The sequence below is a fragment of the Methanosarcina sp. 2.H.A.1B.4 genome (assembly GCF_000979385.1).
Classification (GTDB): Archaea; Halobacteriota; Methanosarcinia; order Methanosarcinales; family Methanosarcinaceae; genus Methanosarcina.
The window spans coordinates 59,184-76,407 of sequence record NZ_JJOV01000090.1 but is presented as its reverse complement, the minus strand read 5'-3'; the positions used below and the strand labels follow the sequence as shown (position 1 = coordinate 76,407).

Below are 17,224 nucleotides of genomic sequence, written 5' to 3'. Positions count from 1 at the left end.
ATGTTATGCCTTCTTAATCGCCGAAGGCTCCCATTTTCCATCGAGAATATCCTGCTCGGGCCAGTAGATACGCAAGCTTATGTAGAAGGACCCTTCCGGCGCGGGCAGCCAGTTCTGGCGTTGCGTTGGGTCGTGTCATGCTGGTCGAAGTAGACCGCATCGCGATGCTCACCCGAGATCGTCCGCCGGTCTGACTGTCCTCATCAGACCCGCTGCCATTTGGGTGGGTCCCAGCGTCCCACGATTGCCGCCTGCTTCGGCCCATACATACGCAGGATCGGGATACAGCCCCCGGACTGCGGCGTGGGCAGCCAGTTGATCTCCTTATCCTTGCCCGGCGACTCGCGCTGGATGTAAAGCGTCAGGGAGCCATCCTCGTTGAACGCCAACTCGTCACGGTCACCGATGGCGAAGCGGTCTATCGGGTTCGCGACCTGGAACATCTGGCTGTCATACATGGTCAGCGACCAGAATCCATTGACCGGGGGCAGCTCGCCCTTGGGGAAGTGGAGTACATAGTTGTTGGCGCTGTTGAGCGGCTGGCCCGTGTCGTCGACGATCCCGACCGGATAGAGGGCATCCTCGGGAAAATTCGCCCCAATCGCCCACCAGGCAACGGTCGCGCGCACCAGGTAGGCCATCCCCCAGTTACCGAGTGGCTGGAGATCAAAGCGCCACCCGTTGCGGATGCGGCCAGCCTTCGTCCAGAAATCGTCGATCCGCTCCTGTCCGAGTTGGACCGCGCTGGTCAAGGCTTCGCGACTCTGGGTCGGCAGCGTATCGAACTCGATTGGCTGCGATGCCACAAGGCCCAGGCGGGCCATGCGATGCAGCATCGGGTAGTCGAAGTTATGCGGTGTATTAGCCTGCCAGAGCTCGCCAAACAGGTTCCAGAAGGTGGGTGCGTCCATGGCGCGCACTTGCTGAGCGGGAGGGATATTCATGACGATGTTCGGGTCGACCGTGCCTGCAGGAGGCGTGTACGGCTGGCCCCAGCGGCTGAGCGGTATGGCCTGCAATTGGTCCTGGAATGCGTTGACCTCGGGAATGGTCTCGCGGCTCGCCCTCGTGCGGCCTGGCAACCAGCCAAAGGAGGTAGGCGATTGGATTTTCTCGACTCCCGCCGGTAGCGTTCCACGCCAGTCTGGTCCAACAAGGGCGAAGGTGAACGCTCCCGGCCCCGTGGTGCGCGTCCCGGGTGAAGCGAACACATCCGTCCAGGCATCGAGTATGGGCATCAGGTAGTAGCGCCCCGTGGACTCGGGCAGGCTGATCACCAGAGGTTCATCCGACACGTCGTACCAAAGCCAAGAGTAGAGCGTGTCGAAGTTCGGGCCGACGACGTCCCGAACGGAGGCGTCCGGGAAGTCGCGCAGATGATAGAACTGGTTCATCGGGCCGCGCATCTGCTTGCCATCGGAAACCTCCTGGTTGGTGAGCACCCGACGGTGAACTTCCATCTGGACGATTGCCGAAGCGTAGACGTACGCCTCGATCGCGATTTTCGTGGCTTCTCCATCTGTCAAGGGATATGCATTGGATGAAATCTTGTCTTGTGAACTCATGGTATTTTTGTCTCCTTTAGAAAGTTTTCTATACTCGTACCGGTCGCGGCATGGGGTACGAACCATCAATCAGCGGCGCTTTGGGGCCGTAGAAGCGAGCCACGAGACGAAAATCTCCTGCTGGTGCAGGTAGCCAATTTTTAACCTGGTTTGGGTCAGTTGGCCGTTCACGCTGGATGTAAAAGGTAAGCTGGCCCTGGTCATCTACATAAAACCCCCCTTTCTCGACCATGAAACTGTTGACCGTGTAGCGGTTAATTTCGTTGTCTATAAAGTAGCCCTCTATATCGTAAATGGGGATAGACCAGAACTCGGTACACGGCGGTGGATTGTTGGTGTCAAGGGTTAAGGTGTAGCGTTGTCCGCCATTGAGTTTCTGTCCCTCTGCATCTACAAAGCAGAATCCGCCTACATGTGATTTGGCTTCTGGCCCACCCCAGCCGGCATCAGCAATAGCGGCGCGGGTCAGGTAGTCGGTACCGAAATTTCCCATATCCTTTGTCACCATCCAGCCATTCATGGGGATCATCCCGTCTCGAACTGCGGCTTTGACCGTTTGTTTACCTGCCTCAAAACCTGCTTCCATCGCATCTCTTGTGGCTTTGTCCAATACGGCCGGGTCAAAAAGATTGCCTTCCATTAACCCAATCCTGGCCAATCTGGTCAGCGTCTCAACTTCCTTCAGCGAGTCGGTGCGTTTGGTCATGGTCGGGTCGTTAAGAGCCAGGCTCAAAAGTTGAAAGTAATCCATGGCCGTTTGAACTTCAACCAGTGCCCGGACCAGTTGAGGCATCCGGGGAAACACGGCATAATTGCCCTTTACTTTGGGCCTCTGTGCTGGAGGTACAGCCTGATGACCATTTTCCAGCCACTGGTTGAGCGGCGTGGCCATAATCTTATCTTGATAGCCATTTACCGCCTTCACTTCAGCGTCAGCGTAGCTTTTAAGCGCAATGCGTGCAATCATGAACCCGGCTGCTGATGGTGCGTTGACTATGTGTGTACCGGCAAACTCAGCCGGGATTTTCCCCGCCCAGTTTGGCCCGACCAGAATAAACTGCTGGGCCTCTCGGCCGGTAAACTGATTGCCTGCATAAAAAAAATAATCGCCGTACTGGTCCATTGCCTGAAAAGAATAGTATCGGTCGACGATTTCCGGGAGTTCAACGATGAGCGGCTCTTCCGAGAGATCGAAGAATCCCGCACCATATAAGGTTGTGGCATTAGGGGTAACTATCTCCCGGTCATCCGGCCCTGATGGTTTGTAATTAAATATCAGGCGGTTGACTCCTACGTATTTCGGCGCTGCCTCTAATTGAGTAAAAACGAAGCGGGCTACATAAAACACGGCCTGCTGCAAGCCATAAATATAGGCCTTTTCTGCGATCTGTTTTGCTTCTTGCGGGGTAATCTTACTCATATTTTTATCTCCTTGAGATTAATAATATGGTTGAGTAATTGCAATTACTAAGGCCGCCCTTCAATCGCCAGGGCAGCACACCCGATCCGCACCAGCGCTATCCGGAAGAGGCTAGTGCTGGTGCGGTCAGATTCCGTCAAACTGCTCACTGCCGCGCCATCGCAAAACTGAAGCGCTCTTCGGGTGAGATCAGGTGGTCCTGGTCATCCAGACCGAGGTCGATCTGTACCCAGTTTACCTCCCCGCTGAACTTATTGCCGCGCGGGCCGTAATCCGGCGACACCGTCGATCCGGTCTCCCGGCCGACATCGCAGTCCTCGGTGGAAAAGATCATCATGTGCGTTTCCTCCACTCGCCCCGAACCAACTTTTTTGCCGTCAATGAAGAGCGTTGCCAGGCCTCCTTTGCCGATCCCGCCGCCGTCATAAGCAAACTCCATCCGCACCTGGTGTTGACCGACCGGAACCGGCTGATCGCTCTCCACAAACCAGGTCTTGTGCCCCAGCAAGTTGTAGCAGTACTTGAGCCTGCCATCTTTGGCATACAGGCTCCAGCCGCCAAACATGCCGCCCTGGGCAACGATCACCCCTTCCACGCCCGAGTCTGGTACCGTTACATCGGCGGTCACGGAATGAGATTTGTTCTTGATGCTGATGACCGACCATTCGTTTAAGCGCCCCATCCCGCCGAAAAGCAGCTGAGATTTGCCGTGCACCAACTGCGGTCGGCCGGCTAGATCAGGATTCAGGCGCTCCAGGCGGTCATCCATCGGCAGGACATTGTACCTGGCCGCCTCGATCAGCCACAAAAGCTTGAGCCGTTCCAGTTCCTCCGGCATTTCCCCTGCCAGATCCCTGGCCTGGCTCCAATCGTCCGGTCCGTACAGCTCCCATACATCCTCATCAAAGGGAACCTGCGGCAAATGGGCTCGCCAGGAGGCCACATGCGGGGTGACAGCCGACCAGCCTTTGTGATAGATACCTCGGTTACCGGATACCTCAAAGTATTGGGTTTCCCGACACTCTGGAGCACTGGCATCGTTAAAGGTGTAAAGGAGGCTGACACCCTCCATGGGCGACTGGGTGATGCCATGCACCTGGGTCGGTTCAGGGATTCCGGCGACTTCCAGCACCGTGGGGGCAATGTCGATCACGTGCATAAACTGGTTGCGGATTTCGCCCTGGGTTTGAATACCCCGGGGCCAGTGCACCACGGTGCCGTTGCGGGTGCCCCCCCAGTGTGAGGCGACCATCTTGCTCCACTGGTAGGGAGTGTTCATGGCCATAGCCCAACCGGCAGCATAGTGGTTGTAGGCTTTGGGCGTGCCAAAATCATTGATATGCGCCTTCACGATCTCCGGCGCTTCCAGGTCCGGCCGGCCGTTGTGGAAGGTCAGTTCCATAAAGGCTCCGGTAAATGTGCCCTCGGCCGAGGCGCCGTTATCGCCGATAATGTAGTAGATCAGTGTATCGTCCAGGATTTCCAGGTCCTCCAGGGCATCGATCACCCGTCCGATGTGGTAATCGGTGTGTTCCAGGAACCCGGCATAAACTTCCATCTGGCGGATCAGCACTGGCTTCATATCGTCGGGGATTTGCTCCCAGTGCGGGACTTCTTTATTCCAGGGAGTCAATTCGCAATCTGGTGGGACAACGCCCAGGGCTTTCTGCCGGGCCAGGATTTCCTCCCGCAGTTTTTCATAGCCCTGGTCAAATTTACCCCTATACTTGTCCGACCATTCTGCGGGTACGTGATGAGGGGCATGGGTGGCGCCGGGGGCATAGTAGATGAAGAAGGGCTTGTCGGGCATGAGCGCTTTCTGCTGCCGGATCCACTTGATGGCTTTATTGGTCATATCCTCGGTGAAATGGTAGCCCTCTTCCGGCAACCTGTCCTGCTCGACCGGGGTGGTGCCTTCGTAGATGGCCGGATAGTACTGGTTCGTCTCCCCGCCGACAAAGCCGTAGAAATACTCAAAACCGCTGCCAGTCGGCCAGCGATCAAACGGCCCCATGGGGCTGGTTTCCCAGGGTGGCACTTCATGACACTTCCCAAACTGGGCGGTCGAGTAGCCATTAAGCCTGAGGATCTCCGGCAGGGGGGCTTTGTTGTTGGGTCGCATGGCATTGTAACCGGGCGCCGGTGTCGATGCTTCAGTGATACTTCCCATCCCCACCGAGTGGTGGTTGCGCCCGGTCAGCAGCGACGCGCGGGTGGGTGCACACAGGGCAGTGGTGTGGAAGCGGTTGTACTTGAGACCGGTGTTTGCCAGCCGCTCTGCGGTGGGAGTGTTGGCCGGGCCTCCAAAGGCGCTGGAGGCGCCAAAACCCACGTCGTCCAGCAGGATAATCAGCACGTTGGGTGCCTCTTTTGGCGGCCGCAGCGGCTTGATCGGCGGGAATCTGGTGTCAGGGTCCCTGGCATCGTAAGTTGTTAAACCTGCATGCGGCATATCCGGCATTGGAAGGATTGATCTTTGGACTTCGCCTTGTGTACTCATGTTTTATTTCTCCTTTTTCAGTTTGTTTCCTTTTTATGCGGCTGCTTTCGCCCGCCTGCCCAGTTCCCCGGCAAGAGGCGTCATCAGGATCAGGGTGATCAGCGAATAAACGATGATCATTACCAGGACATTGGGGTCCTCGCTGAAATTCATCGTCGCGACGACCATCGCAGCGGCGATGTTACGCTGTCCGGCACCCAGCGACTGCACCCACTTTATGGAGGCGTCCTGCCCACCCAGCAGGTAACCGATCGCAAGGGCGATCACCACCAGGAGGATGCTGGCTATCAAACCCCCGGAGCCAAACAGGCTGACCACGTTGCTCCAGTTCATCACCAGCATGAGAACCAGCAAAAAGAGTAGGCTGATATTGGATGCCTGCGCAGCGTAGGGCTGGACGCTTGCAGCAACCTCTTCCCAGCGCGCCCGCACGAACAGGCTCAATGCCAGGGGAATTAACATCAGAAAGATTAGGCCGGAGGCGATATCCCAGAAAGTGATCTGGACCCCGGGCAGCAGAAAGGGCAGAATGATGGGCATAATGATGATGCTTGCCACGATCAACAGCACCATCAAACCCGTAGCAGCGGCGGTATCAACCCTGGAGATCTGGGCCAGTTTGGGCAGCGCCGGGGCGCCCGCCGCCAGCGAGACCAGGAGCAGTCCGGTGACCAGGGCTTCATCCAGAGGGATCACCAGGGTGAGGACGTAGGCCGCCACCGGTATCAAAATGAAGTTTGCCAGCAAGGCCATCATCACGAAGCGTGTATTGCGCAAAGGGTCCGTAATTTGTTTCACGGTCAGGCTCATGCCCATCGAAATCATCGTGCCGAGCACAAAGACAAGTGACATAAGATTGTAAAGGACATCCAGTATTGCCATGATAATTTTTCTCCTTATGCGAAATAATATTTGGCCTTATGGCCGCGATTTCGAAATTTACTGCTGAATCATCATCCGCTTAAGGTCAGCTTCATCGCCTGTTCCTCCACCTTCTCACGGATTGCCAGCAAACTGCTTATTTGCGCGCCATCGCAAGGTTGAAACCCGGCGAATAGGCGGCAGGAAATAGGTAGCCACCGTAAGCGAATCCAAGCAATCCTCTGTCACGACAGGTTGGTGAATTGGCTGGTAGACGAGTTCGGTCCAGGGCCGATCGAAGCGTGGGTGCTTCGTGGCGGCCAGGAACGCCGCACCTCGGCCTCGTACGCCTCGTACTTGTCAGGCGTGGTGCCCTCCCATGCCTTGCTCACACCCTTCAAGAACGCGGCAACCGCCCAGGGGACCTGCTGAGTCAGCGACGGGTCCGCCTTGACATGTTCGACAGCTTGCCCAGAAGAAGACAGGCCTGGGCGGGCGCCGGCCTGCTCGACTCCCAGCGTCCCGTCGTTGTCGAAGGCCGCGATCCGCTCAGTCGGCGGTATATAGTCCGGGCTGTTTTCATCGCTAACCTTTGCCAAAAAATCCAGAATGGCTTGTTCCGTTTTGGTGTCATTCCAGGATTGTAGAGTCATTGTGCCTCCTACGTTCAAAATACAGATGTGCTTCTGTTGCTAACGATTTTTTTATGTTGTCTATTTGTTATCTCCCTTAAATGATCGCCACTTTACTATCTTTGTTAGATCCGTCTAACCGGTGGCGGCGTCCATTTGCCTTCAAAAACCTCTGGCTTGGCCCCATACAGGCGGATGATCAAGTAAAAACAGCCCTCGGGTGCAGGCAGCCAGTTGGATTTGTCCTCCGGCTCGGCGTGCCCGATGGTTAGGGTGAGTGAGCCGTCATCGTCGAATTTGATGTCTTCTGTGCGGTTGCCGATACTGTAGCGCTCGAGAGGGTTGGGATACATAGCTGTCGTTTCGGTGTCGTACAGCGTCACCGACCAGAACCAATTCACGGGCGGCAGTTCTCCGGCTTCGAAGCGCAACTTGTAGGTGTTTGTACCTCTCAGGGGGTTGCCATCCTGATCACGGTTCGCGGAGCCATAAATGGCATGATCCGGTGCATTGGGGTATATATTCCGAAGGGATACGGCAGCTCGCGTGAGATAATCCCTGCCAAAACGGCTGATGTCTTTTATTGTCCAGGACCAGGATCCGATAAGCTCGCCAGCTCCCTCATTCGCCATTTCATTAATTATTGCTCTGGCTTCAGCAACGCCATCTTCCAGGGCACGAACATTCTCAGGCGATAAGCCCTCAGTGGTAAAACGCCTGCCGGGAATCACGCCAATTTGAGCGAATTCCGCCATCGTATCCATTTCATAAATGGCCGGGGGATGCCAGGCAAGGGCCATGTTGATGTAATCAAAGATGCCCAGGCCTTCGGCGGCTTCGGGCTTCCATGGCAGGAAGTCGACTGGTTCTACTTCCTGTGGCGGCTCGCTGCCCAGGAATTGGCTCAAGGGCCGCATCTGCATCCCATCCTGAACAGCATGGGCCAGGGACAGGTCCCTGGGGTCAAAAACAACTGTGCGACCCAGCATGATCACAAACTGACCGCGGGTGGTGATGACTCCCTTGAACCGCGGCGCGGGCAGATAGCCCTGGAAATCGGGGCCTACCAGCACATAATTGCCGGCCTTATTGCCGGTAGTCAAGGTGCTGATATAGGGCAGGCTCTCGGTTGAGGTATCGCCCATCTGGAGCATATAGACCTGCCCCTCCGGCACGTCCGGCACCGAGATGACCACCGGCTCCCGGCGCAGATCAAGGATACCCAGCGAAAAAATGGTGTCGCGCTGGGTGGTATCCCGCGTCTGCGGCGGGAAGAGTTGCCGGTTGTGGGCGAACTGATTAAAGCCGGCGCCCTGCATCAAGGGGTGTCCACTGATCAGGGGGTACATAAAGACCCGGTAATTGGCCACGAAGGGGAAGCCGAAAATGTAGGCTTCTTTGGCTATTTTTTTTGATTCCTGGGGAGTAATCTTGTTCATCTCTTGTCTCCTTTCTGTTTATCTTTGAGGTAAAGGGCGTAACCGGCTGTCAGCCCGCCCGCCGTGGGCCAATAAAACGCCTTCTGTGCCAGGCTGTCTCCTGTACTTTGTTGTCAGTTGATGATTCCTGGTTTGTCATGTTTCATCCCTTCTCTTCTTTCTATGTCCGGCAGTTTGAAGTTCTGAGCAAAGTATGCTTTTTCCGGGCCGCAGAAGCGGAATACCAAAACACAAATTTACTGCTGAGTCATCATCCGCTTCAGGTTAGCTTCATCGTCTTTGATCAGTTCTCCCGAGACGTCAAGTTCAACCTGCCTGATCCTGCCTGTGAAAGTGAACGGTGCCCTGTATTCTTCGGGGTTGACACTATCGACTGAGTCGTAGCCGCAGCTCAGCCCGATGATGCCAAAGAGGTTGGGCACGGTGTAAGGCAGGTCCCTGCTGGCTACAAGCTCGCTGTTGATGTAGCACAGGCCCCTGTTCGCCAACCATTCCAGGTTGGGTGTTTCGCAGAGCCTCCCGAAAACTGACATCTGGCCGTAGCCCACGTCGTCCAGAATGAAAAATATCACATTCGTTGCACCCTTTCCGGTCCGTGTCGGTTTGGGCCAGGCAGGTGAGGATTCGTCAAGTGTTCTTCCTATAACGCCCGGAAAATGCGTGTTGGGCTCGTATTCGATCAATTCAGGTATTATTACCCCCCCATTCTTTCAGAACCTGCAAGACCACCCCCTGGCTTGCGGTTCAAAGGTTCGGTTTTTAATTTATTAACGCACCTATAAATATAAATGCACTTTTATGTATATCATTATATACATATTGGCTTATTTTCCCGGGTGTTGAAATGAGAACTTTTTTAATGTCCGGGAAGCCCGGAAATGATGCCTAACTTTGCCAGGCCATCCAGCACCAGTTGCACGGCCAGTGCGGCCAGCAGGACTCCAAAAACCGCTTCTGTCACCATTAAACGGGAAGGGTCCAGGTGCTTTGCCAGTTTGTCCAGGTTTTTGAAAACTGCCAGGTCGAGAGCACCCATAAGGAGGACAAGCCCGACTACAATGGCAAGCATGAGCAGCGAGTCAAGCTGGTCGTAAACGGTTACCAGCACGGCAATTCCCGCCGGGTTTAACAGATAGGGCACTGCCAGCGGGTACAGGGCCATCTGCATAGGATCACGGCTAGCCGTTTTTTCGTCGTGTTCCTCCGATTTTCCTGACCCGATCAGCATGTGAAGGGCAAGAAGCATCAGGATGATGCCTCCGGCGATGGACACCGCTCCCGGGGTAAAGTGCAGGAGCTTCATCAGCAACGAACCGAGAAGGACCAGGATAAGGGCAACGCCAACGGCCGTTTTTACCATCTGCCCCGCCACCTTCTTCCGCGTCTCCTCCTCCATGCCTGCTGTCAGGTCCAGAAAAGGTACAAGTGCAATTTTCGGGCCCATACCGATCAGGAGCAGCATAAACAGGTCAAAAACAAAATAAAAATCAAGACTCTCCAGATTCATTTAGGATTCCCTCCTTTATTTATAAAAATTAATTTCAGAAAGCTTCAAAACTGGCAGCTTACTACTCATTAGGTTAAAACCGACTCCTCCTTCAGGCCGACTTTGCCGTGACGATAGTTCCGCAATAACCAGAGGCCGTAAATGAACAGTGCCAGAGCAAAGGGAAACACCAGCACCCCTCCAAGGAAACCCGTGGTTACCTCAGTGCGACAGACACAGGCGTTGGGTTCAGGCCAGGCAGGTAACTGTCAGAATTAACTGGTAGGGAGTAACAAGGGTGCTTCAACTCCCCGTTTCTGGTGCCCGGCATCAACCCTTAAGTTCCTGATCGGTTCTCTTTCTGTCTCCACATTCAGGTGCTTCCGATTCCCTGCAAAAGCTTGTCCATTACCTGATCGACGGTAAAGCTGGCCGCTTTCTGACGCGGGGGGTACTCTTTAAATGTTGCCAAAAAGTCTCCCACGACACCCTGGGCAGGCACCAGCAGGAAGGCATGGTCGAGGAGCCAGTCGTAGTAAGTGTTTGAGGTCTGGTCCGCTCTTTCATAAGGATCGGTGCGCAGGTTGAACAGCTTTGGGACGCGGAGCGGGATAAAAGGTTCAGCCCAGACCTGTAACGTACCGATGGCACGCTGCTCCATGAAAACAAGTTTCCAGTTATCGTACCTTAGAGCTACCAGGTCGCCGTCATCGGAGAAGTAAAAGAACTCAATGCGCGGGGATTTCTTCTCCTTTCCTGTAAGGTATGGGAGCAGGTTATAGCCGTCAAGATGCACCCTGAAAGTTTTGTCCCCTGCTTTGTAGCCTTTTTTGAGCTTTTCCTTAATATCCGGCTCTCCGGCTGCTGCAAGGAAAGTTGGCAGCCAGTCAAGGTGGCTCACCATCTCATTAGAAATCATGCCTGCCGGAATCCTGCCAGGCCAGCGTACTGCCTCAGGAACGCGGAAAGCCCCTTCCCAGCAGGAGTTTTTCTCGTTTCTGAACGGGGTCATGGCTGCATCGGGCCAGGTGTTCATATGTGGGCCGTTGTCCGTGCTGTAGGCAACGATGGTATCCTCTGCGATGCCAAGTTCGTCCAGCAAATCCAGAAGCATTCCCACCTGCCGGTCGTGTTCGATCATGCCGTCGTGGTATTCCGACTGCCAGCGCCCTGATTGCCCCCTTATCCTGTCCGGGATATGGACCCGGAAGTGCATCCAGGTGGTATTGAACCAGACAAAGAAAGGCTTGCCGGCCGCGTGCTGGCGCTTGATAAATTCGATGGCTGCCTCCAGAAACTCCAGATCTACGGTTTCCATGCGTTTTCTGGCCAGCGGGCCGGTGTCTTCCATGTGCCCGTCGGCATAGCTGTGGATTACCCCCCTGGGAGCATAGTTTTTCCGGAAATTGGGGAAGTCCTCCTCAGGAGGATAATCGGAGTTTTCAGGTTCTTCCTCGGCATTCAGGTGATAGAGGTTGCCAAAGAACTCGTCAAACCCGTGGTTGGTGGGCAGGTGTTCATCCCTGTCACCAAGATGGTTCTTTCCGAACTGTCCCGTGGCATATCCCTGAGCTTTTAACAGTTCGGCGATGGTCGGGTCCTCGGACTGTATCCCTACCTTAGCCCCTGGCATGCCCACTTTGCTCAGCCCCGTCCGGAAAGCGCTCTGCCCGGTGATAAACGAAGCTCTTCCGGCAGTGCAGCTCTGTTCCCCATAAGAGTCGGTGAACCTCATGCCTTCGTTAGCGATCCTATCGATGTTGGGCGTTCTGTAGCCCATCAGGCCGTCGCTGTAGCAGCTGAGGTTGCTAATTCCTATATCATCTCCCCAGATGACCAGAATGTTCGGTTTCTTTTCTGCCATTCTTAACCCCCCTGGAATATATTGGTTGATTGATTGGTTGATTGATTGGTTGATTGATTGGTTGATTGATTGGTTGATTGATTGATTGATTGATTGATTGATTGATTGGTTGATTGATCGATTGATTGATCGATTGATTGATTGATTGATTGATTGGTTGATTGATTGGTTGATTTATTGGTTGATTGGTTGATTGATAAATATCTCAAATCAACACTTTTTAGCAGTCTTCAGGTGCTTAATTGAACAAAATACGAATTTTTTCTTCTCTACTCCCCACTTTGTTCCTTTCAGAATCGTACAACAGGTCCGGACTGTGGCTGATCCCTATTCTTTATCTGCTTCCGGTCCTTCCTTTCAGGTCCGTTTTTCTTGAGACCGTGACAGCGTTTGAACTTGAGCCCGCTACCGCAGGGGCAGGGATCGTTTCTTCCTGCCCGGGCAAAAGCGTCTTCCAGAGCCAGGACCCTCATCACCTCTGGTGCCGGGTAGCCCCTGCGTATAAGGCCTGTCATGATCTGCATCGGAAAGTCGATGTGTCGGAAGAAAGCTTTCCAGCCTTCGCAGAGGTAGTTCAGTCCCGGTTCCCCGTCCGTGGTTGTCAGGAAACGGTTTTTAGGACATTCCCCCATGCAGGCAAAGAGCACATCACATTCCCGGCATACCTGTGGGAGAGTGTCTCGTTTATCCTGCCCGAATTTGTACTGCTTTTCCGAAGCTGCAAGCTCGCCTATCTCTTTCTCCATAATATTTCCCAGCAGGTATTCCGGCTCCACAAAATGGTCGCAGGAGTAGAGGTCCCCGTTGTGCTCCAGGGCAAGTCCCATACCGCATGTTTCCTCAAAAACGCACATGCATGAAGGCATCCCCAGCCATCTACGTGCAGAAGCTTCAAAAGTCTGCACGAAGACCCTTCCCACATCATTTCTCACCCACTCGTCAAAAATAAGGCTCAGGAAACTTCCAAACTGTTCGGGCTGCACTGAGCGGTCCGAAACCGTGTTTCCCTTCTGGTAAAGGGTCTTTCCCTCCTCATTGATTCGCTCTACGACCGGAATAAATTGAATCCAGTCTGTCTTTGCTTCATCCCGCAGGAAGCGGTAGACCTCAAGCGGATAATCGGCATTTCTGCGGTTGACAGTGGTCAGGACGTTATATTCCACGCCGTGTTTTTGCAGGAGCCGGAGCCCCCTCATGACCCGGTCAAAACTCCCCTCGCCCTTTTTGTCCACCCTGTAGGCGTTGTGAAGTTCACGTGGGCCGTCGATGCTGATCCCTATGAGAAAGTCGTTTTCCTTAAAGAACAGGCACCACTCGTCATCCAGCAGCGTGCCGTTGGTCTGCATTGTATTTTCAAATGTCATTCCCGGCTTCCTGTACTTTTCCTGCAGCTTGATGGCGCGCCGGTAAAAGTCGATTCCCATCAGGGTAGGTTCGCCCCCCTGCCAGGCAACGGTCACCTGCGGGCTGCGGTGGACTGCGATAAGCTGCCGGATGTAGTTCTCCAGCACTTCATCTGACATTCGGAACCTGCTGCCTGGATAGAGCAATTCCTTGTCCAGAAAGAAGCAGTAGGAGCAGGCCAGGTTGCAGATTGCCCCGGTAGGCTTGGCCAGCACATGGATTCTGGGAGGCAGATAGTGTTGTGTCATTTAACACTTCCTCCCGGTGCCGGGATTCCCCAGCTCGAATTTGAGCTCCATGCTTCGAGCCACGATTCTGATCATGATCTGGACCATACCTCGGGCCATGCTTCGGGCCACTATTCGGACTTCGTAAGGTCTGCCTGTATTTTCTGTCATTTGAAATTCTCCTTTTGTCCCGTGCATCCGGACCATCTACTCCTCTGCAAAAACTCCCTCCTGACGTAAGCGGTGCACCGTCTGTATCACAACTGCCGTAAGCGGCACGGCCAGTATCATGGCCAGGGCTCCCCCGACAACGCCGGCTGCGATTGTGACCAGGAACACGACTAGCGGGTGAACCTTGAGAGTAGTCCCCAGCGCCCACGTATTTATGGCATTCTGCAGCGCCCCGTTGGATATGGTCACCGCCACCGCAATAATCAGCGCTGTTTCTGCTCCCCCGGAACCAAAGGCGATAATCACGGCAAAAGCGCCGCCAATGAAGGCGCCTATGTAGGGAATAAATGAAGTAAAAAAGTAGAGGATGAGAATCGAAGCCACCAGGGGCACCTTGAGGATAATCAGGGGCACGGCCACCACGATCGCCGTAATCGCTGCGGTGATCGCAGTGCCCCGAAAATAAAGCCGTATGGAACGGCTGATGTCGGCAACGATAGCCGTACCGGTCCCGGGTTTTAAGTTGAATTGCCGGGCCAGCCAGACCTCTATTTCAGGCCCGTCCCGCAGGATGAAAAAGAGGATGAACACACTGAAATAGATCCCTATCAGGAGTGCTGCAGCACTTGAAAACGTGCTACCGAGGAGCCCGATAATGCCCTGGCCCAGCGCAGGCAGGGCATCTGCGATTGCGGCGCTGATAGAATCGAGGGCCTCTTCCTCGACCTGGAACTGTAGCAGCCAGGCTTCCAGGCTGGCCCAACCGGCTTCGAGCTGGCGGATGATCTCGGCTCCCTGGTCAATGAAACCCTTTACCAGGATAAAGAATAGGGCGGTGGCACCCAGAAATATAAACAGCATGGTCAGCACCGTGCCGACAATGCGGGGAACCCGCCGCCGCTCAAGCGTGTCCACAAGAGGCCGAAAGACAATGCCAATCACCACCGCAACGAGCAGCGGGACGGTGATACTGCTCACGGTCGCAATGACGCTAAGGACGGTGCTGGCGGCGAGCACGATGCCCAGGAAGAGCCAGCTAACCACACCTGCGCGGCGCAGCCAGTACGGTGCGCTCCGGGCAAAGTCGCTTCGAAGTTGTTTGTCCGTAATGTTTCTCCCCCCGGGGTAGGGTTGGCAGTTCCCAGGTTACCGGATTGCCTGCCGGTCCCCCATCCGAACATGTCATCCGTCCTATCTTCACTGCCTTGCCATGACCATGCGGGTCTCGGCTTCCTTGTCCTCGATAAGCTCCCCGCTCACATCCACGGTCACACTGTAGATCTTCCCGGTGAACTCAAAGGGAGGCTGGTAGTCAGGTGTGACCGGAGCTCCGGGAGCCGAGCCACAGGTAATTCCGCTTGTCAGTCCAATTATAATCGGAGTCGTCACGGGAACCTCAACCTGGCCTACTAATTTTCCGTCTATATAGAGCTGAGCTCTGCCTGGTGAACCCATGCCCTTTGCCACATCCGGCTTACCGGTAACTTCGAACTCAAAGCGGAGTTTATGCCTACCCTCCGGGACATTTTCCACGGACTCGATATGATAGAGGGTCCTGGCTACGTAGTTGTGAACCCAGTGTAGCTTTCTACCTTTGATGTAGAAAGAATATCCTCCGTCGATACCCCCGTGGGCAAGCAGGACTCCTTCAGCCCCTCCCGGAGGAATCTCAACATCGGCAGTGATGCTGTGCGGGCGGTTGAGGACCCTGACCGCTGCATTCATGGGCACGACCTGGGTCCCGGGATAATATGTGTAACGTGTCCTTTCGGCGGCAATCTGAGGCCTTTCGTCGGCAAGGCGCAGCACTCCGCGGGCATCGATAGGTAGCACGTTGTATTTTCCGGCTTCCACGTACCAGGTGGCAATCATCTCGATCAATTTCGGCCGGTTTTCCGCAGCCACATTATGGTTCTCGGTCCAGTCCTTCTCTATGTGGTAAAGTTCCCAGCCTTTTGCATCCAGTTCGGTCAGCTTCCCTGCCGGGATCGGTTCACCGAAGGACATTCCTGCTTCGGTGAAAGAAGGGCCCGGCCACGGGCAGACGGCACGCCAGCCTTCATGGTAAATGGAGCGGTGCCCCATCATCTCAAAGTACTGGGTGTGGTGCTTTGAAGGCGCACCGGCATTATCGAAGCTATCTTCAAAACTGAAGCCTTCGATGGGCGCCTGGGTCACCCCTTTGATAACCGTCAGTGGCTCAATTCCCAGGCACTTCAGGACTGTGGGCACCATGTCAATAGCGTGGGCGTACTGGGTGCGGACCTCGCCCCTGCTCATCATTCCCCGGGGCCAGTGGACGATGAAAGGGTCGCTGATGCCGCCGCGGTATGTTTCTCGTTTCCAGCGGCGGAAGGGTGTGTCTCCCGCCCAGGTCCAGCCCCAGGCATAGTGGTTGTAAGTTTCCGGGCCCCCCAGCTTGTCCAGGGCTGCGAGGTTCTCCTCAAGCGATTCGGGTACATTATTGAAGAACAGGTTTTCGTTGACTGATCCCGTCGGGCCGCCTTCGGAGCTGGCCCCGTTGTCGGAAATCACCATGATCAACGTGTTATCAAATTCGCCAATGTCTTTCAGGAACTGCAGCAGCCTTCCAATATGGTAATCGGTATGTTCCAGAAATCCGGCAAAGACTTCCATCATGCGGGCGTAGAGCTTCTTCTCCTCAGGTGAGCATTCATCCCAGGGTTTGACATCCGGGTCGTGACGGGATAGTTCGGCGTCTTTAGGGACTATGCCCAGTTCCTTTTGCCGGGCAAAGGTCTTTTCCCTGTAAGCTTCCCAGCCATCATCGAACTTGCCTTTGTATTTGTCCGCCCATTCTTTTGGGACATGGTGAGGGGCATGCATGGCTCCGGTGCAGAAGTACATGAAAAAGGGCTTGTTGGGTGCGACCTGCTTGGCGTCGGCAATGAACTGGATGGCTTTGTCCGCCAGGTCCTCATTCAGGGTGTAGCCCTCTTCGGGAGTTTTGGGAGGGTTAACGGAGTGGTTGTCGTAAACCAGCTCAGGATAATACTGGTGGGTTTCGCCTCCCAAAAAGCCGTAAAAGCGCTCGAATCCCCTACCTAGAGGCCAGCGGTCGTAGGACCCTGCTGACGAGATCTGGTCTGCAGGTGTCAGGTGCCATTTGCCCACGGCATAGGTGTTGTAGCCGTGCTCCAGAAGCATCTCCGACAAAAACCCATTCTCAAAGGGTATGTAACCGTTGTAGCCGGGATAGCCTGTTGAGCCTTCGGTGATGCAGGCCATGTTGTTCGAGTGGTGGTTTCGCCCTGTCAGGATGCAGGTGCGGGTGGGTGAACACAGCGCCGTAGTATGCATATTATTGTAAACAAGGCCTCCCTCCGCAAGGCTGTCCAGATTGGGTGTATTAATGGGTGAACCATAGCAGCCAAGCTGTCCAAAGCCTGTGTCATCCAGCACGATAAATAACACATTTGGTGTTCCTTCTTTAGCCCGGTTTGGTTCCGGCCAGGCGGGTTCTGACTGGTCTGCAGTCCTTCCTATGACGCCGGAGAAGGAGGTTCCGGGTTTGTATTCTTTTAATGGCATTTATCCTCCGATAATTGCTTGGATTTTCCGGAAAAAACATGAAAACAAAAATGGGGAAAGGAACTGACTTTTCGCTCCTCTCTCCTAATTCATTTTATTCAAG

Annotated in this window: 14 protein-coding genes; all 14 read right to left on the bottom strand. The window is 54.6% G+C overall.

Annotated elements, in window-relative coordinates:
* Nucleotides 1-3: 3 nt before the first annotated feature.
* Complete coding sequence (locus EO92_RS19010; protein ID WP_156165860.1) at nt 4-108, bottom strand: hypothetical protein; 105 nt, start codon at nt 106-108, stop codon at nt 4-6.
* A 95-nt stretch (nt 109-203) separates the two neighbouring features.
* Nucleotides 204-1,565, bottom strand: coding sequence for a DUF1254 domain-containing protein (locus EO92_RS14950; RefSeq protein WP_048172777.1), 1,362 nt, complete (start codon nt 1,563-1,565; stop codon nt 204-206).
* Between the two features lie 28 nt (nt 1,566-1,593).
* The gene (locus tag EO92_RS14945) at nt 1,594-2,985 is read right to left on the bottom strand and encodes a DUF1254 domain-containing protein (protein WP_048172775.1); all 1,392 of its coding nucleotides are present in this window, start codon (nt 2,983-2,985) and stop codon (nt 1,594-1,596) included.
* A 145-nt stretch (nt 2,986-3,130) separates the two neighbouring features.
* Nucleotides 3,131-5,485, bottom strand: coding sequence for an arylsulfatase (locus EO92_RS14940; RefSeq protein ID WP_048172773.1), 2,355 nt, complete (start codon nt 5,483-5,485; stop codon nt 3,131-3,133).
* A 33-nt stretch (nt 5,486-5,518) separates the two neighbouring features.
* Nucleotides 5,519-6,367, bottom strand: coding sequence for a bile acid:sodium symporter family protein (locus tag EO92_RS14935; RefSeq protein ID WP_048172770.1), 849 nt, complete (start codon nt 6,365-6,367; stop codon nt 5,519-5,521).
* Nucleotides 6,368-6,591: 224 nt separating this feature from the next.
* The gene (locus EO92_RS14930) at nt 6,592-6,999 is read right to left on the bottom strand and encodes a hypothetical protein (protein ID WP_048172768.1); all 408 of its coding nucleotides are present in this window, start codon (nt 6,997-6,999) and stop codon (nt 6,592-6,594) included.
* Nucleotides 7,000-7,103: 104 nt separating this feature from the next.
* The gene (locus EO92_RS14925; RefSeq protein ID WP_048172766.1) at nt 7,104-8,417 is read right to left on the bottom strand and encodes a DUF1254 domain-containing protein; all 1,314 of its coding nucleotides are present in this window, start codon (nt 8,415-8,417) and stop codon (nt 7,104-7,106) included.
* A gap of 236 nt (nt 8,418-8,653) precedes the next feature.
* On the bottom strand, nt 8,654-9,100 hold the full coding sequence (locus tag EO92_RS18335; RefSeq protein WP_048172764.1) for a hypothetical protein: 447 nt from the start codon (nt 9,098-9,100) through the stop codon (nt 8,654-8,656).
* Between the two features lie 173 nt (nt 9,101-9,273).
* On the bottom strand, nt 9,274-9,924 hold the full coding sequence (locus EO92_RS14915; protein WP_048172760.1) for a MarC family protein: 651 nt from the start codon (nt 9,922-9,924) through the stop codon (nt 9,274-9,276).
* Between the two features lie 352 nt (nt 9,925-10,276).
* Entirely contained in the window at nt 10,277-11,767 is a 1,491-nt protein-coding gene (locus tag EO92_RS14910) for an arylsulfatase (RefSeq protein WP_048172759.1), read from the bottom strand.
* Nucleotides 11,768-12,057: 290 nt separating this feature from the next.
* A complete protein-coding gene (locus EO92_RS14905) occupies nt 12,058-13,419 on the bottom strand; it encodes an anaerobic sulfatase maturase (protein WP_048172756.1) in 1,362 nt (453 codons plus the stop codon).
* Nucleotides 13,420-13,605: a hypothetical protein gene (locus tag EO92_RS14900; RefSeq protein WP_048172754.1), complete on the bottom strand. Its 186-nt coding sequence runs from the start codon at nt 13,603-13,605 to the stop codon at nt 13,420-13,422.
* On the bottom strand, nt 13,606-14,613 hold the full coding sequence (locus EO92_RS14895; protein WP_052734380.1) for an AI-2E family transporter: 1,008 nt from the start codon (nt 14,611-14,613) through the stop codon (nt 13,606-13,608).
* Nucleotides 14,614-14,766: 153 nt separating this feature from the next.
* Nucleotides 14,767-17,121: an arylsulfatase gene (locus EO92_RS14890; protein ID WP_048172750.1), complete on the bottom strand. Its 2,355-nt coding sequence runs from the start codon at nt 17,119-17,121 to the stop codon at nt 14,767-14,769.
* Between the last annotated feature and the right edge of the window lie 103 nt (nt 17,122-17,224).

Coding starts and splice junctions, on each gene's coding strand:
- EO92_RS14950 (WP_048172777.1), bottom strand. CDS start 1,565: ATGAGTTCACAAGACAAGATTTCATCCAATGCATATCCCTTGACAGAT.
- EO92_RS14945 (WP_048172775.1), bottom strand. CDS start 2,985: ATGAGTAAGATTACCCCGCAAGAAGCAAAACAGATCGCAGAAAAGGCC.
- EO92_RS14940 (WP_048172773.1), bottom strand. CDS start 5,485: ATGAGTACACAAGGCGAAGTCCAAAGATCAATCCTTCCAATGCCGGAT.
- EO92_RS14935 (WP_048172770.1), bottom strand. CDS start 6,367: ATGGCAATACTGGATGTCCTTTACAATCTTATGTCACTTGTCTTTGTG.
- EO92_RS14930 (WP_048172768.1), bottom strand. CDS start 6,999: ATGACTCTACAATCCTGGAATGACACCAAAACGGAACAAGCCATTCTG.
- EO92_RS14925 (WP_048172766.1), bottom strand. CDS start 8,417: ATGAACAAGATTACTCCCCAGGAATCAAAAAAAATAGCCAAAGAAGCC.
- EO92_RS14915 (WP_048172760.1), bottom strand. CDS start 9,924: ATGAATCTGGAGAGTCTTGATTTTTATTTTGTTTTTGACCTGTTTATG.
- EO92_RS14910 (WP_048172759.1), bottom strand. CDS start 11,767: ATGGCAGAAAAGAAACCGAACATTCTGGTCATCTGGGGAGATGATATA.
- EO92_RS14905 (WP_048172756.1), bottom strand. CDS start 13,419: ATGACACAACACTATCTGCCTCCCAGAATCCATGTGCTGGCCAAGCCT.
- EO92_RS14900 (WP_048172754.1), bottom strand. CDS start 13,605: ATGGTCCGGATGCACGGGACAAAAGGAGAATTTCAAATGACAGAAAAT.
- EO92_RS14890 (WP_048172750.1), bottom strand. CDS start 17,121: ATGCCATTAAAAGAATACAAACCCGGAACCTCCTTCTCCGGCGTCATA.